Consider the following 15,943-nt stretch of genomic DNA (forward strand, 5'->3'; position numbering starts at 1 on the left):
ATTACGGTAAAATTACTGTTGTTCATCTGGGGCCGTAGGACGGTAGGAGGAGTGGTGGGAAGTCAGCTTGTAGTCCGAGGGAGACATACCGCAGAACTTTCGGAATACCCGGTTGAACTGTGAAAAACTGGAAAAACCAGTGGATTCTGCTACCTGCGTAATACGCATAGGTGAATTGAGCAGGAGATACTGGGCATTTTTAATCCGTGTCAGCTGGATGTACTGTACCACCGTGTAGCCAGTGACATTTTTAAACTGGTGGGACAGATAGTAGGGACTGATGTAAAATGTCTCTGCCAGAGCGGCCAGAGAAATATCTTCCGTGTAGTGGGTATGGATATAGTTGGTAATAGTATAAATCTTTTCTTTCACACCGTTTTCCACGTTAGGAACGTAATGGTTTAGCCCCTGCATTTCATACAGGAGAAAGAGAAATTCCGTAAATTTGGTGTGTATCAGAAGATTGCGGATATTGACATTGGGCGTATCTTTGGCAATCATTACGATTTCATTGAGCTTCTGGTATAAACGGTTCTGTTCCTCTTTGTGAAAACGAAAAATGGGTACAGAGCTGTTAAAAACGGAAAGGATTTCCTTATAGCCGGAAGCACCGTAATTCATCTGTTTAGGCAGCATAAATCCAATGATGATACGATCGCTGGGCGGGCCGGGCAGATATTCGGACTGATGGAGCACCGATGGAGGGAGCAGCACCAGATCATTGGCAATGATATCATAGCGTTTTCCCTCTACGAAATGGTATGCCTTTGGGCTTAAGAGGATCATCAGTTCATAAAAGCTGTGAAAATGTGGAAAATCCATGTTGATAGCGTGACTTCGTTTATCGTAGTCAAAGTAATAAAAGGTAGAGTTTTCAATGGGTGTGGCTACCTCATTGATAATAATGGAAAAGCCTTCTTCGTAGAGAAGCGGAGAGTTGTGGTAGGTTTTCATAAGTGTGTTCCCCCTGAACATAGTAAACAGTTATATTTCATTCAGTAAAACACAGAAAAACAAAAAATGCAATACCCAAATATCATAAAGACAAAATTAAAATAGTTATTGCTTTGAAAAGCAGGTATACTGTAGTATAATGTTAAAAAATAATAATCATAGGAGACACCATAATGCAGATACCAGGCTATTTTGAGGATATGAATTATTTACATGTAAATACAGAGCCGGACCGGGCGTATTATATTCCAGCTTCTGGCAAAGGCTGCTACTTTCTGGATCGGGAGAAATCAGACAGGTTTCTCCTTTTAAGCGGTTCCTGGCAGTTTCAGTATTTTGAAAGCGTATACGATCTGCCGCAGGAATTCTGGAAGGAGGGAGCAGGAAAGGGAAAAGAGGTGCAGGTTCCTGCCGTATGGCAGAGTTACGGCGGGGATGGAAACCAGTATATCAACACCCGGTATCCATTTCCCTTTGACCCGCCCTATGTGCCGAGGGAAAATCCCTGCGGGCTGTATGAACGAAGTTTTGAGTACAAATGCTGTCTCGATGCTCCGGAGGCATTTTTGAACTTTGAGGGTGTGGATTCCTGCTTTTATGTGTGGATCAACGGAATCTTTGTGGGATATTCCCAGGTATCCCATTCCACCAGTGAATTTCACATTACCCGGTATCTGAAAGAGGGTGAAAACCGCCTGACCGTACTGGTGTTAAAATGGTGTGACGGAAGTTATCTGGAGGATCAGGATAAATTACGTATGAGCGGCATTTTTCGTGATGTGTATGTGCTGAGACGTCCTAAGGAGGCAGTCCGCGATTACTTTATCCGTCCTTATATCCGGGAAAATGGGGCAGAGGTTTGTATGGAGCTGTCCTTTTATGGCAACAGCCGTCCCGATGGCCGGATCCGTGTGCTTGACCCGGAGGGAAAGGCAGTCTGGGAACAGAGCTGGAAGGAAACAGCAGATAGGGATCAAATCCGGTTTTATCTGGAAAACTGCCGTCTGTGGACCGCAGAAACGCCCTGGCTTTATACCGTTGAGATCCAGACCGAAAAGGAATGGATCACCGACCGATTTGGCATCCGTGAGATTTCTGTGGAAAACGGTGTTCTGTTTATCAACAAAACACCGGTAAAGTTCCACGGAGTGAACCGCCATGACAGTGACCCTGTTACCGGCTATGCCATAAGCAGACAGCAGATGGAACGGGATCTTAAGCTGATGAAGGAGCACAATGTAAATGCCGTCCGTACCAGCCATTATCCAAACAGTCCCCAGTATTACCACCTGTTTGACGAGATGGGTTTTTATGTAATGGATGAGGCGGACAACGAGAGTCACGGTACGGATAAGGTATTTAAAAAGGTGGATGACTGGGATACCCATGTAAAGAAGTGGAACCGTCCGATTGCAGATAATCCTGCATATACGGAGGCGGTTCTGGACCGTACAAGACGCTGTGTGGAACGGGATAAAAACCATGCCAGCGTACTGATGTGGTCCATGGGAAATGAAAGCGCCTACGGCTGTGCCTTTGAAGCAGCCATGGCCTGGACGAAGGAGAGAGACGACACCAGACTGTGCCACTATGAGGGCGCCAGATATGTGCCGGATGTAAAGAAATATGATTTTTCCAATATGGATCTGTACAGCCGGATGTACCCGGATCAGGAGGAGATCATACGGTATTTTGAAGAGCCGGAAAGCCGTACGTTTTCTGAAAATCTTCCCTTTATGATGTGCGAATATGCGCACGCTATGGGAAACGGACCGGGAGACCTGGAGGATTATTTTGAATTGATCCACCGATATGATGGAATGTGCGGCGGCTTTATCTGGGAATGGTGCGATCATGCAGTAAAAACCGAAGCAGGCTTTCTTTATGGCGGAGACTTTGGGGAAGAGCTTCATGACGGAAATTTCTGTGTGGACGGACTGGTGTCTCCGGACCGGATTCCCCATCCGGGCTTAAGGGAATTTAAAAATGTATACCGCCCGGTCAGGATCCAGAGCGCAGACTGGGAAACGGGAGCGATTATCCTTAAAAACTATATGGATTTTACAGACCTTAAGGACTATGTGTATCTGAAATGGGAAGCGGTTCAGGATGGGATTATCATAGAGGAAACTACACAGAAGGAACTGCCGTCCGTACTGCCTCATACGTGCGGTACGGTGTATTATACAGGGAAGCTCCCTGAAAATGGAAGCTGCTTTTTGAGAGTGAGATATCTGTTAAAATCTCCGGTTCCAGGACTTAAGGAAGGCTGGGAGCTTGGCTTTGATGAGATCCGGATGCCGGAGACTGCGGCTGGAAGGCAGGAGAAAGCTTTGGGATGTGAAAGCCGGCCTGCAGCCTGCTCCGGCGCACTCACACTGGAGCAGACAGAGCGTCGGATTACAGTAACCGGGGCGGATTTTACCTATGTGTATGATACCTTCTCAGGAGCTTTCTCCGGGATCAGAAAGGGAGAAAAGGAATACCTCATCCGTCCCATGGAGTATAATATCTGGCGTGCCCCAACGGATAATGACCGAAAAATCCGGCTGGAGTGGGAGAGAGCCGGCTATGACCGCACCAAGGTGCGTACCTATACCACAGAGGCTCGTTTGAGAGAAGACGGCTCTGCAGAGCTTGTGACAGAGCTGTCTCTGTCGGCCGTTCATATCCAGCGTATTTTAAATATAAAAGCCAGCTGGCTGATCCATAGGGATGGCTGTATCCAGGTGAAGCTGGATGTAAAAAAAGATATGGAATTCCCATTCCTGCCAAGATTCGGCCTGCGCCTGTTCCTGGATCAGAGTCTTGACCGGGTACGATACTGCGGAATGGGGCCGGATGAAAGCTATCCGGATAAGCATCAGGCGTCCTGGCACGGTATTTTCGAGGGAGATGTGCGCACTATGCACAGGCCTTATCTGAAGCCTCAGGAGTATGGTTCCCACTGGGACTGCAGCTGGTGTGAGATTTCAGGAGAAGAGATGAGCTTTCAGGCTTCATCGAAAGAAGGCTTTATGTTCCAGGCCTGCGAGTATACTCAGGAGGAACTGTCCGAAAAAGCACATGACTTTGAACTTAAGGAGGCAGGATGCACTGTTCTCTGCTTGGATCACAATCAGAGCGGCATCGGATCCGGAAGCTGCGGGCCTCAGCTGCTGGAAAAATATCAGTTCAATGAGCCTGAATTTTCCAGAACCTGGGTTATAACTCCGGGAAAGCGCAAAGAATAAACAGGAGAGAAAACAGAAAATGAAACGAACAAAGTGGATTGCATTTTTATGCTTTGCTTTTTTAATGGCAGGTCTTGGAGCAAATGACGCCTTTCGAGGGATCTTTGCCCCTGTGTTCCAGGAACGGTACGATTTAAACGGGAGCCAGCTTTCGTTGATTGTTACTATCAGTTATGTGGGAAATTTGCTGTTTTTAAGCATCGGAGGGAAGCTTCTGGATCTGTTTCCCAGAAAGAATGTGGCTGTGGCGGTAACGGCTGTCTGGGCGGGAGCAGTTGCCCTAAATCTGGTGTCCGACAGCTATATATGGATTCTGGTATCCATGTTTTTTGCTCTGGGAGCATCCACCCTTTTAAATACTACGGTCAATATATTGACTCCGGCGGTGTTCGCAGGATATGCGGGCCTTATGGTAAATGTGCTGTTTTTTATCCAGGGGATTGGTACCAGCGGAAGCCAGCTTCTGCTGGGAAGATACGCCTTCCACTATGCAGGATGGAAATGGATTAACGCTGCCCTTTTGATTGTGGCCTTTCTGGTAATTGTCCTGTTTTTCTTTTTAAAGATCCCAAAACAGGGAGAGGAGAAGGAGCGGGAGAAGGAAATTCTTAAAAAAGAGCCGGATTCAAAGATATTCTGGATTTTTATTGCCATGATGGGCTGTTATTTTATTGGGGAACACGGCATCATGAACTGGCTGATGTCCTACTGTATCTCTGCATTTTCCATGGAAGCCTCCAGCGCTTCTGCAAGCCTGTCCCTGTTCTGGGGCGGCATGACGGCAGGACGTCTGATGTTTGCTCCCGTGGTTCAGAAAATGGGCGCGGTAAAGAGCATGAAGCTCTTTGGCGGCATCGGAACGGTGATGTTCTGCGCCGGCTGTATCCTGGGAGAGAGCGGCGTATGGGTTCTGGGAGCATCAGGCTTTGCGCTGGCGATTTTGTATCCCACCATGGTGCTTTTGATCCAGCAGATTTATCCGGTTCAGACCGCAGCCACCCGTACAGGCGTTATCATCAGTGCGGCTACGGTAGCAGATATTGTGTTTAATCTGCTCTTTGGCGCAGTTTCCTCCAAGTGGGGGTATGGCATCAGCTTTATGATCCTTCCTGTGGCTATGGCTGTTTTTTATGGTTTGTATCTGAGGCTCGCAGGAAGTTTGAAAAGAAATTGAGGAAAAATGAAAATAGAAAAGGGAGAACGGGCAGATGGATGTAATGAGAAACAGAATACGGCCGATTTTAGACAGTTTGAGACAGTGGCGCTGCCGTTTCAGTGAAGAACTGACAGAGGTGGAAATCCGTCCGGGCGATTATCATTTTTCAGAGAAGCTGGATGCAGATCAGCTGAAAGACGGATGGATGTCTTTTGGAGCTTGTGAAACATGGGGAGGAAGGGACCGACATTTCTGGTTCAGGACAAAGGTTGTGATACGAAAGGAATGGGCGGGAAAAGAAGTACGGGTGACTCTGAACACGGGTGCAGATGATATATGGAATACAGATAATCCTCAGATTATGGCATATAAAAACGGGATTTTATCGGGAACCATGGATATGAACCATCAGGATTTGATCTTGGCAGAAGAGGCGGAGGAGGCAGAGGTTTTTGAACTGGTATTTTATGCCTATTCCAACAGTGAAAATTCGACAAACTTTTTCCATCTGAAAGCCGCTGTTTATGACAGGGAAATCGCAGATCTGTACTATGATTTAAAGGTTCCTTTTGAGGCGGCAGAGCTTTGTTTCGAGGAGGATCTGGATCGCATTGAGGCCATGAAATTTTTAAATACCGCCATTTCCGGTCTGGACTTGAGAAAGCCCGGTTCAGAGGAATTTTATCAGTCTGTAAGGGAAGTGCGGGAATATGTGAAAAAAAATTTGCCAGATATATGCCGCAGCAGTCGGGTAACCGTTCACTCCATTGGACATACCCACATTGATGTGGCGTGGAAATGGCCTTTGAGACAGACCAGGCAGAAGGCAGTCCGCAGCTTTCAAACGGTACTGAATCTGATGGAACAGTACCCGGAATATAAATTTATGTCCAGCCAGCCTCAGCTTTATGCGTTTGTAAAGGAGGAAGCTCCGGAGCTGTTTGAGAAGATCAAAGAAAAGATTCACGAGGGACGCTGGGAGGCAGAAGGAGGAATGTGGCTGGAACCGGACTGTAATCTGGCTTCTGGTGAGTCATTGATCCGCCATATTCTCTACGGAAAACGTTTTTTTGAAAAGGAACTGGGAGCTCAAAAACAGGAAGTGCTCTGGCTGCCTGATGTGTTCGGCTACAGTGCAGCCATGCCGCAGATCATGAAAAAATCAGGCCTTTCTTATTTTATGACAACAAAGCTTGGCTGGAATGAGTACAATGTATTTCCCTATGATACCTTTATGTGGAAGGGGATTGACGGAAGCCAGGTTCTGACCCATCTGATCACAACCAGAAATTATCTTCCCGGATGCAGTCTTAAGGATATGCCAAACGGAAGCACCACCTACAACGGACTTCAGAATCCCAGCCAGATTAAGGGAACCTGGCAGAGATACCAGAACAAGGAAACAAGCTGTGATGTTTTAACCTGCTACGGATATGGGGACGGAGGCGGAGGTCCTACAGAGGAAATGCTGGAGCAGAGCCGCAGAATGGAAAACGGCGTTGTGGGTGTACCCTGTGTACGTCAGACCTTTGTAAAAGATTTTTTCTATATTTTGGAAAAAAAGATGGACCGAAACTGTCTTCCTTCCTGGAGCGGAGAATTGTATCTGGAATTTCATAGAGGAACCTATACCTCTCAGGCAAAAAATAAGAAGTATAACCGGATCTGTGAATTTATGATGGCAGATGCAGAGTTTTATTCTGTTTTGGCAAATGGATTGGGAAATGGATATGAGTATCCTGAAAAAGAGTTGGAAAAGAACTGGAAGCTTTTGCTTTTAAACCAGTTTCACGACATTCTGCCCGGTTCATCCATAAAGGATGTGTATGAGGACTCAGCTGTCCAGTATGAAGAAATCCTCAGATCAGCCGGAAGAATTGCAGAAGGGGCAGGAAAAGCCATTTTGTCCTCATTAAAGGAAAATGGAAATAATAAAGAGGGATTGGCTGTCTTTAATCCATTAAGCTTTCGCCGGACTTCTGCAGCAGAGCTTTCGGCAGAAGAGGCCCGATGGGCAGAAAATGATCTGAAAGGGGGTTGTCCGGAGGGAATGATCATACAGAGAACAGGGGAAGGCGGTATGCTGATTCTGGTAAAGGATGCTCCTTCCAAAGGCCTTGGAGTATATGAAAACAGTGTATTCGATATACAGGCAGAGGAGCCGGTGATCCGCAGTCTTGTAACCGATGAACGGGGCTGGCCCATCAGTCTGGATACACCCTTTTTCCATATGGAATTTGACCCACAGGGAGAGATCAGCCGCATACGGGATCTGAGAGAATCCAGAGAGCTGTTAAAAAAAGGTGCTGTGGGAAATGAGCTTATTGTATATGAGGATCGTCCCATGGAGTTTGATGCCTGGAATATTGACGCTGGATACAGAGAAAAGAAATGGAAATTCGGAGGGGTTACGGAGTTTTACCTGGAAGAAAACGGGCCTGTGAGAGGCAGCCTTTTGATCCGCCGTCATTTTCTGGATTCTGTTTTAGAGCAGAGGATCTGTTTTTATTCCCATACCGCCAGGATCGATTTTAAGACGAAGGCAGACTGGAGAGAGAGCCAGCTTCTTTTAAGAACTTCGTTCCCCCTTGATATACAGAGCAATGAGGCAGATTTTGAGATACAGTTTGGAAATGTGAAGCGTCCGGTTCATCAAAATACGACCTGGGATCAGGCACGTTTTGAGGTATGCGCCCATAAGTGGATGGATCTGTCCGAGTATGGGTATGGAGCCGCTGTTTTAAATGACTGTAAATATGGATGTGACATCCATGATTCCGTCATGAGCCTGACTCTGATCAAATCCGGAATTTTCCCGGATCCACAGGCAGATCAGGGACTGCATGAGTTTACATATTCCCTCTATCCCCACAGGGGAGATTTCAGAAGAGGACGAGTGATTCAGGAGGCGTACGACTTAAATTGTCCTCTGGCCGTACAGAAACAGAGCGGAATCAAAAAGGGAGAATGGTCCTTCCTTCAGATTTCCGAGGAAAATATTTTTGCAGATACAGTAAAGAAGGCAGAAGAGGGCGATGACCTGATCATTCGGCTGTATGAGGCATATGGAATGCGTACCAGGGTACATCTGGTATTTCCGTTATTTTCTGATTTTGATGCGGCAGTCTGTGATCTGATGGAGCAGATGGATCAAAAGACACAGTCCTTTGTTTCAGAGACAGAACTGGTGCAGAAGGGACAGACTCTGGAGTTTGAGATGAAGCCATATGAAATTTTCTCTATTCGCCTTACACCAAAGTGCTGCAGGTAAAACCAGGATTATAAGAGCAAAGATAGAACTAAAAAGCAATATATACAATATTATATATCAAAAAAGGCAAAAACAGTGTTGAAATTGATGGATTAAAATGATACTATGGGTTTATCAAAAGCAGTTACGAGGAAATGCAAAAACAAGAAGTATTAAGGAGGACATTATTATGAAGAAGAAAGCAGCAAGAGCATTGGCAGGCGTTCTTACCTTGTCTATGGCAGCAGCGCTGACAGCCTGCGGCGGTTCTGATTCCGCAAAAAAAGGAGGAGAGACAGCAGCGGCAGCAGAAAGTTCAGGCCCTATCACAGGACAGACTCTTTCTGTTATGCTTTCTGAGGAGCCGGGAGAGCAGGATGCTCTTGGAAACGTTTTAAACCATTGGGCGGAGGAAAGCGGAAACACGATCAAAAAGATCATTATTTCCCATGATGATATGAGAAGCAAGTTCCCGGCTATGGCTAAGAATAAAGACCTTCCGGACATTGTTTCCACTACTTTCCTTCATCAGATCTATCCGGATGAGTTCGTAAACATGGAAGATGTGGTTGATCTTTCCAAATTTAACCAGTCTGCGCTGAATATCGTAGGCAAGTCCTATTCTTCCGACGCGATTACAGGTATTACAGAGCAGTTTACAACGACCTGTGTCTTCTATAATAAGGATGCTTTTGCTGCAGCAGGCATTGAAGCTCCTACACCGGAAAATCCATGGACCTGGGAGCAGCTGTATGAGAATGCCGCAGTGCTTCAGGAAAAGGGCGGCGTAAAGTATGGCTTTGCAGCTGACGTATCAAGAGCACGTTACGATATCATGATGTATGCAAACGGCGGTTCTCTGGTAGAAAAGGATGGGGACAGCTTTAAGGTAACCGTAAACAGCCCTGAAAACATTGCAACCCTGGAGCGTTTTGTGCAGGCGAACAACGAAGTAATGCCAAAGGCAATCTGGGCAGGCGGCACCACAGATAACCCGGTTGAGTACTTCAAGAACGGAGATGCAGCGATCCTGTTATCCGGTTCCTGGAACTACAACACCTTCACAAATGAAATTTCCAAGTTTGATTTCGGCGTAATGCCTTCTCCAAAGGGAAGCGAGTGCCAGTCTTCCATCATCGGCGGCGCAGCTCTTGCAATTCCTCAGAACGGAAAGAATTCGGAGCTGGCAAAGCAGTTCGTACAGTGGCTGTTTGAAGAGGAACACTACAAGGAGTACCTGCAGCTTCACAAGGGTCTGTCTGTTATGAACGATGTTGCTTATGAGCCTGAGACTGACAAGGCAAAGGAAGACTTTGCGCTGATGCAGGGCGAGACCGCTTATGTAACCGATACATTTATGACAGATGAGAGTTCTTCCTGGAGAAATTACAAGGATAATGAGTACAGAGATGCATTAAAGCGCGCTGTATCCGGAGAGATCACAGCAAAAGAGGCTCTGGACGGATTTGCAAAGCAGCTGTCTGAGGCTTCCAACTGGAGTATGGCATACTAATTATACCAGACGAAAAACGGTCCATTCTTTTTTGGGGAATGGGCTGTTTTTTTGTTGCAGAGAGGATGGATTGCTGGTAGAATAAAAAAGCAAAAACCTGCACATAAAGCAAAATATGCGATATTATTATACCTAAAAGACAAAATAAATGTAGAAATTGACTTATCAAAGTGTTAAGATAAATCCAGAAAGTGATGGAAGCGAGGAACGCCTTCCGATGAAAGGAGCGAGAGGATGAAATACACAGCAGCAGATATTGACCGTTACATTGATCTGTATCTTAACAGCTTTGAAAAGGTTCTTTACGAAGAGGATTCCCAGTTTATGGAGGGGATGAAGACACGGAGTCTGGCCGGCGATGATATCAGGCGGTATCAGTTTTGGGAGTGGACTCAGGGCGTAGGCCTTTATGGAGTATGGAAACTCTACAAGGAGACGAAAGATGAGAGATATATGAATATCCTGACCTCTTATTATGAGAGGCAGTTAAAAATCGGGCTTCCTTCCAAGAATGTAAATACGGTGACGCCTCTTTTAGCCATGTCTTTTGTGGCAGAAGAAACAGACAACGAGCGATACATGGAGGTCTGCCGGGAATGGGCAGCATGGATCTATGCAGATTTTCCAAGGACAAAAGAGGGCGGCCTTCAGCATATTACTTCAGATACCTTAAATGAGGGTGAACTGTGGGATGACACATTATTTATGACGGTTCTGTTCCTGGCAAATATGGGCCGGATCCTGGGAGAAAAGAAATATCAGGATGAGGCAGAATATCAGTTCCTGCTTCATATCAAATATCTCACGGACCGCAAAACAGGCCTCTGGTATCACGGCTGGTCCTTTAAGGAAAAGAGCCATTTTGCAGCAGCCTTCTGGGGCAGAGGAAACTGCTGGATCACAGCGGCGATCCCGGAGTTTTTAGATCTTTGTCCCTGCAGTCCAAGCGTGGAAAAGTTCTTAAAAGAAACCTGGAAGCGCCAGGCAGAAGCTCTGATCCAGTATCAGGAGCCTACAGGAATGTGGCATACGCTCATTGATGATAAGACCTCTTATGTAGAGTCCAGTGCTACCTGTGGATTTGCGTATGGCATTTTAAAGGGGGCTGAACTGGGACTGGCAGAAACAGACTGGGTGGAAGCTGCTCTTAAGGCTCTTGAACCCATTATGGAATACACCGATGAGACCGGCGTTGTAAACCAGGTATCCTACGGAACACCTATGGGACGTGAAACAAAGGATTTCTACAAAGAGATTGAGCTTAAGCCAATGCCATACGGACAGGCTCTGGCCATGCTTTTCTTTATGGAATGCAGGAAGCATATAAGTGATTTTTAAGGAAGGATCAAGGAGGAAATCGATATGAAAAAGAGTAGAAGGCAGTCATTCTGCCATACGCACAGCTTTTGGCTGTTCGTACTTCCATCGCTGGCATTATTTGCAGTATTTTTCTTGGTGCCTCTGGTTTTAAGCATCTGGTTTTCATTCACTAATTATGATGGCTGGAAGACCATGGATGTAATTGGTTTAAAGAACTATACAGATATTTTAAAGGATGGAGATTTTTATAAGACAGTAGGACGGACTCTTTTATATACAGTCTGCAACCTGCCCTTTAAGATTGCTATTCCCCTGCTTTTAGCAGCACTTGTTACCTCCAGATTGGTAAAGGGAAAGACACTGATGCGTACCCTGATCTACATCCCGGTTCTTTTATCGGCTCTGGTAGCAGGTATTACAATTAACTGGATGTTCGGACAGGAATACGGTCTGATCAATTTTATTTTACAGAAAATGGGAATCGATCCTCTTCAGTGGTCTTTAAATCCCATTTTGGCAACAGTGGTGATCAGTGTGGCATCCAACTGGATTTCAGCAGGATACTATATGCTTTTATATGTAGGCGGTATCAATAATATCAACCGGGAGCTGTATGAGGCAGCAAGTGTAGACGGTGCAAAGAAGATCCAGGCATTTACCAATATCACACTTCCCCTTCTGATGCCCACTACTTTTATCGTACTCCTTCTTTCTACCGTATCTCTTTTAAAGGAATACGCGCTGGTACAGGGTATTTCTCTTGGAGGACCCGGCTCCTCGACTACATATATGGTACAGTACATTTTTGATCAGGGCTTTAATCAGTATAAGTACGGATACGCTTCCGCAGCAGGCATTCTTATCAGCCTTCTGTTTATCGTGATCGCAGTGATACAGTTTAAAGCAACCCAAGGCGGAGGTGAAGTATAATGGAAGGATCAGCAAAGCGCAAAGTAGAAACCATCTGTATGACCGTTTTAGGACTGGCAGTAGCAGGACTCATGGTTTTCCCGATCATCTGGCTGGGATTCAGCTCATTTAAGCCTTCTTCCGAGCTGTTTGCCTATCCCTTACATCTTTTCCCGCAGGCTCCTACCGGTGAATCCTACATCAGCGTAGTGGCAGACGGATTTTTTAACTATGTAAAAAACAGTCTCTTTCTGGCAGTGGTAGGTACCGTGATCACTGTTGTGATCAGTGCCATGTGCGGCTATGCTCTTGCCATCTACCGCAAGGAGATCCCCTATGTGAATAAGGTATTTGCCGTATTCCTGTTAGGAACCTTGATCCCCGGAGAGATCCTGACCATCGCACAGTTTACCGTAGTCAGTGAAATGGGGCTTTACAATAATATCTGGGGCTGCATCCTTCCGGTTGTAACCACCACAACAGGTATTTTCATGTACAGACAGCACTATATGTCCATTCCCTTGGAGCTTGCAGAGTCTGCAAGACTGGACGGCGCTTCCGAGTTTCGGATTTTCCGCTCCATCATGCTTCCCCTGGGATCTTCAGTTACCATTACATTGACGATCTTCTCCTTTATGTGGCGTTGGAATGATTATATTCTGCCTCTGATGGTGCTTTCCGACCAGGAAAATTTTACCATACAGATCGCGATCAAGAGCTATATCGGAACCATGGGTGTGGACTGGAACTCCATTTTGGCAGCTTCTATTTTATCTATCCTTCCTATTATCGTTATTTTCATTATCTTACAGCGTTATATCACCGGCGGCCTGGCTGCCAGCGGTGTAAAGGGCTAAAAACGGAGGCTTATAATGGAACGTTATATGGCGCATCTGCTGAAGGGAGCAGAATACAGAACAAGACAGTTTATGGGAAGTCAGGTGAAAAATCCTGCCTCCCTGCAGTACGGAGGGATCAAAGGAGATATCTGGGAGGCAAAGCCGACGATCTATGCCCTGGCTTCTGCCCTGGCTGTGTATTTCCATGAGGACAGCTGCTTTTATAAGAGTAAGGAGCTGTATCAGGCAGTGGATCTGGCCCTTGATTTTATTGCCAGAACCCAGAGAGAGGACGGAAGCTTTGACTATCCCTCCTGCAACTTTAAATCAGCAGCAGATACTTCCTTCTGTTTCAAACGGCTGATTGCAGCCTACCGTCTTCTGGTAAAATATGGGAATCCCGCTGATGAGGCTATTAGAGTTTTAAAGGAAAAGTATTTAACCATTATGCATAAGGCTCTGGATGCAATCCGTGAGGGGGGCTTCCATACGCCGAACCATCGATGGGGGATCGCAGCGGCTCTTCTTCAGGGCTCCAATCTCTTTGCCGCAGAAAAAGAGTTTGCCGCAGGGCTTAAAAACCGGGCAGAACAGTATCTGGCAGAGGGCATTGACGGAGACGAGGACGGAGAGTATGCGGAGCGGTCCACGGGAAATTATAATGCAGTGGTAAACAATGCCATGATGGCCATGTATCAGGAAACAGGTGACGAGGCATTTTTAGGCTATGTGGATCGCAACCTTTCCATGATGCTGACCTACATGGATCCGGACGATACCATTTTTACCCAGAATTCTACCAGACAGGATCAGGGAAAGCTGGAATATGCGGATAAATATTTTTACCAGTATCTCTATATGTGCAGCAGAGAGAAAAATCCTGCCTTTGACGGGGCTGCCCACAAGATTATAAAGGACAATATGGAGCGCGGAGATCTGGCTCCCGACTGTCTGCATATTGTGATGAACCATGATGAAATGATGGGATATCATTTTGAGGAATACGGATTTTTGGAGGAATACCGCAAGTTTTTCCGCCATGCAGGCGTACTCCGGGTAAGAAAGCCCTCTTATACTTATACTGTGTTAAACGGAAAGAGTGCATTTTTGTATTTCAAATCCAAAGGAACCACACTCTGCGTAAAAATTGGAGAGAGCTGCTGTGACATCCGCAATTTCATTCCTCAGACCATAGAGGAGCTGCCCGATGGCTGCCGCCTGGAGGCGGAGGCACAGAGCTGGTATTATCTGCCCTTTAAGGAAAAGCAGGATACCTCTGACTGGTGGAAAATGGATCAGAGCAAGCGGGAAAAGCTTATCAGCAGCCGGTTAAAGACAACTCTTGAGATCCGGGAAAAGGAGCAGGGTCTGGAGCTTAACTTAAAGGCAGAGGGCCTGGATCGTCTTCCCTTACGGCTGGAAATCTGTATTCCGGCAGGCGTTTCCATCGAGCATCCGGCCTTTGCACTGGAGGCAGGTGCCGGAGAGAGCATGATATTAAAGGATGGGTATCTGGAAATTCATGACGGTTTAACAACCGTGGAGATCGGCCCCGGTTTTGGAGAGCACTCTTTTAAGGGGCATTATTCAGGAGAAGAGATTAACAGCGCCGGTTATACGGTGTATGCAAACGGCTATACCCCTCTTGAAAAGCATTTCTCCCTTATGGTAAAATAAACCAGATCATAATCTATGAATACATAAAGGGGAAACAATATGCTGAGAATTGGAATTGATCTTGGGGGAACAAAAATCGCTGCCGGACTGGTAGATGAAAACAGAGTGCTGGGGCCGTCCATTCAGGAACCCACGGGCCTGCCAAGGCCTGCCGGAGAGCTGGCAGAGGCTATTTACCATCTGGCATACCGGCTTTTAAAGGAACAGGGACTTACCTTTCAGGATGTGGAAAGTGTGGGGATCGGCATTCCGGGAACGGTAAATAAGGAAACGGACTGTATCGAGTATGCCAATAACTTTGGTTTTGAAAACGTTCCTTTTCTTAAAATGTTAAAGGAGCTTTTCTCATGCCCGGTTTATGGGGAAAATGACGCCAAGGCAGCCGCCTGGGGCGAATATCTGGCCGGTGCGGGACGGGGAAGCCGTTCCATGACAGCCGTAACCCTGGGAACCGGGGTCGGCGGAGGCATTATTTTAGATGGAAAGATTTTAGAAGGCCACAATGGGGCAGCCGGAGAGCTGGGCCATATGGTGATCCATCAGAATGGACGCCCCTGTACCTGCGGGCGGAGAGGCTGTCTGGAGGCCTATGCTTCTGCTACCGCTCTGGTGAGCCGTGCAAAGGAGGCAATGGAGCATTGTGAAACATCTATGCTTTGGAACCTTTGCGGAAGAAATCTCTCAGAAGTAAATGGCAGGATCATCTTTGAGGCTTCTAAAAAAGGAGATCCGACGGCTTGTGAGGTATTGGACAGTTTTACAGAGGATTTATCGGATGGAATTGCCAATATCATCAATATCCTTCAGCCGGAGGTGCTTTGCATCGGCGGAGGCTTAAGCGGAGCCGGGGAAGCCCTCCTTGCTCCTGTAAGGGAGAAAACAGCTCCGAAGATTTATTCCAGAGCTTCAGAGAAAAACACCCGTATCCTGCTTGCGGAGCTTGGAAACGGGGCAGGTATTATCGGAGCTGCCTGCTTAAATGAGCAGAGTTAAAGAAACATAACGAAAGACTGAAACGTTAATAAGCCGTTAAAGTTCCGGCAAATCCTGTATTTTGCCCATCGGAACATTTGACGGCTTTTTTTCCGGCTG

Annotated in this window: 10 protein-coding genes; 9 read left to right on the forward strand and 1 reads right to left on the reverse strand. The window is 46.4% G+C overall.

Going from position 1 to position 15,943, the window contains the following annotated elements; translation table 11 throughout:
- Positions 1-12 precede the first annotated feature (12 nt).
- Entirely contained in the window at positions 13-954 is a 942-nt protein-coding gene (locus BN3656_RS08580; protein WP_081422911.1) for an AraC family transcriptional regulator, read from the reverse strand.
- 173 nt (positions 955-1,127) lie between these two features.
- On the opposite strand from BN3656_RS08580, the gene BN3656_RS08585 reads away from it, so the two are divergent.
- The 9 genes from BN3656_RS08585 to BN3656_RS08625 all read left to right on the forward strand — a co-directional run bounded on the left by BN3656_RS08585 (position 1,128) and on the right by BN3656_RS08625 (position 15,844).
- On the forward strand, positions 1,128-4,187 hold the full coding sequence (locus BN3656_RS08585) for a glycoside hydrolase family 2 TIM barrel-domain containing protein (RefSeq protein ID WP_066546656.1): 3,060 nt from the start codon (positions 1,128-1,130) through the stop codon (positions 4,185-4,187).
- Positions 4,188-4,206: 19 nt separating this feature from the next.
- Complete coding sequence (locus BN3656_RS08590) at positions 4,207-5,361, forward strand: MFS transporter (protein ID WP_066546659.1); 1,155 nt, start codon at positions 4,207-4,209, stop codon at positions 5,359-5,361.
- A 34-nt stretch (positions 5,362-5,395) separates the two neighbouring features.
- Positions 5,396-8,614: an alpha-mannosidase gene (locus BN3656_RS08595; RefSeq protein WP_066546661.1), complete on the forward strand. Its 3,219-nt coding sequence runs from the start codon at positions 5,396-5,398 to the stop codon at positions 8,612-8,614.
- Between the two features lie 169 nt (positions 8,615-8,783).
- Positions 8,784-10,106, forward strand: coding sequence for a sugar ABC transporter substrate-binding protein (locus BN3656_RS08600; RefSeq protein ID WP_066546664.1), 1,323 nt, complete (start codon positions 8,784-8,786; stop codon positions 10,104-10,106).
- Positions 10,107-10,340: 234 nt separating this feature from the next.
- Positions 10,341-11,444: a glycoside hydrolase family 88 protein gene (locus BN3656_RS08605; RefSeq protein WP_066546667.1), complete on the forward strand. Its 1,104-nt coding sequence runs from the start codon at positions 10,341-10,343 to the stop codon at positions 11,442-11,444.
- A gap of 24 nt (positions 11,445-11,468) precedes the next feature.
- Positions 11,469-12,356 carry a sugar ABC transporter permease gene (locus BN3656_RS08610; protein ID WP_066546670.1) on the forward strand — a complete coding sequence of 296 codons (888 nt, stop codon included), beginning with the start codon at positions 11,469-11,471 and terminating at the stop codon, positions 12,354-12,356.
- Positions 12,356-13,192 carry a carbohydrate ABC transporter permease gene (locus BN3656_RS08615; RefSeq protein ID WP_066546680.1) on the forward strand — a complete coding sequence of 279 codons (837 nt, stop codon included), beginning with the start codon at positions 12,356-12,358 and terminating at the stop codon, positions 13,190-13,192. The genes BN3656_RS08610 and BN3656_RS08615 overlap by 1 nt, the downstream gene beginning before the upstream one ends.
- Before the next feature lie 15 nt (positions 13,193-13,207).
- Positions 13,208-14,851, forward strand: coding sequence for a hypothetical protein (locus BN3656_RS08620; RefSeq protein ID WP_066546690.1), 1,644 nt, complete (start codon positions 13,208-13,210; stop codon positions 14,849-14,851).
- 39 nt (positions 14,852-14,890) lie between these two features.
- A complete protein-coding gene (locus tag BN3656_RS08625; protein ID WP_066546692.1) occupies positions 14,891-15,844 on the forward strand; it encodes an ROK family protein in 954 nt (317 codons plus the stop codon).
- Positions 15,845-15,943: the final 99 nt, after the last annotated feature.

It is taken from the genome of Clostridium sp. AT4, assembly GCF_001517625.2.
Lineage (GTDB): Bacteria > Bacillota > Clostridia > Lachnospirales > Lachnospiraceae > Enterocloster.

Bases quoted from the DNA above. Each gene is read 5' to 3' on its own strand.
- BN3656_RS08615 (WP_066546680.1), top strand. From the start codon at position 12,356: ATGGAAGGATCAGCAAAGCGCAAAGTAGAAACCATCTGTATGACCGTT.
- BN3656_RS08600 (WP_066546664.1), top strand. From the start codon at position 8,784: ATGAAGAAGAAAGCAGCAAGAGCATTGGCAGGCGTTCTTACCTTGTCT.
- BN3656_RS08585 (WP_066546656.1), top strand. From the start codon at position 1,128: ATGCAGATACCAGGCTATTTTGAGGATATGAATTATTTACATGTAAAT.
- BN3656_RS08620 (WP_066546690.1), top strand. From the start codon at position 13,208: ATGGAACGTTATATGGCGCATCTGCTGAAGGGAGCAGAATACAGAACA.
- BN3656_RS08625 (WP_066546692.1), top strand. From the start codon at position 14,891: ATGCTGAGAATTGGAATTGATCTTGGGGGAACAAAAATCGCTGCCGGA.
- BN3656_RS08590 (WP_066546659.1), top strand. From the start codon at position 4,207: ATGAAACGAACAAAGTGGATTGCATTTTTATGCTTTGCTTTTTTAATG.
- BN3656_RS08595 (WP_066546661.1), top strand. From the start codon at position 5,396: ATGGATGTAATGAGAAACAGAATACGGCCGATTTTAGACAGTTTGAGA.
- BN3656_RS08580 (WP_081422911.1), bottom strand. From the start codon at position 954: ATGAAAACCTACCACAACTCTCCGCTTCTCTACGAAGAAGGCTTTTCC.
- BN3656_RS08610 (WP_066546670.1), top strand. From the start codon at position 11,469: ATGAAAAAGAGTAGAAGGCAGTCATTCTGCCATACGCACAGCTTTTGG.
- BN3656_RS08605 (WP_066546667.1), top strand. From the start codon at position 10,341: ATGAAATACACAGCAGCAGATATTGACCGTTACATTGATCTGTATCTT.